Genomic DNA, 396 nt, shown 5'->3' with positions numbered 1-396 from the left:
GCCCACAGCGAAGGTGCCGACCGCGCCCACGGTGAGCACCTCGCGCGGACGCGTGTCGCCGCACTGCGCCAGCGCGCGCTCGATGCGGCCGAAGGCGTCCGCCAGCGCCGGCAGCAGCGCCAGCCCTTCGTCGGTCAGCGCCAGTCCGCGCGGCAGCCGGCGAAAGAGCGGCTTGCCCAGGCGGTCTTCCAGGTTGCGGATGTGCTGGCTGACCGCGGTCTGCGTGACGTGCAGCTCCTCGGCGGCCCGCGTGAGGTTCAGGTGCCGGGCCGACACTTCGAAGGCGCGCAGGGCGTTGAGCGGCAGATGCATGGGGGAACGGCCAGCGGGCGAGGGTGAAGTTTTTCTTGGGGGAGTGCGCAATTATCGTCGGTGGTCAGTGCGGCGGCCCGGCGG

Annotated in this window: 1 protein-coding gene; it reads right to left on the bottom strand. The window is 72.2% G+C overall.

The features are described from left to right. A partial coding sequence (locus tag E4T88_RS19050) for a LysR family transcriptional regulator (RefSeq protein ID WP_135107602.1) occupies positions 1 to 312 on the bottom strand: 312 nt, incomplete at its 3' end. Positions 313 to 396: the final 84 nt, after the last annotated feature.

The sequence above is a fragment of the Dysgonomonas mossii genome (assembly GCF_004569505.1).
In the GTDB taxonomy this organism is placed as follows: domain Bacteria; phylum Bacteroidota; class Bacteroidia; order Bacteroidales; family Dysgonomonadaceae; genus Dysgonomonas.
This window is presented reverse-complemented; position numbering and strand designations above follow the sequence as displayed.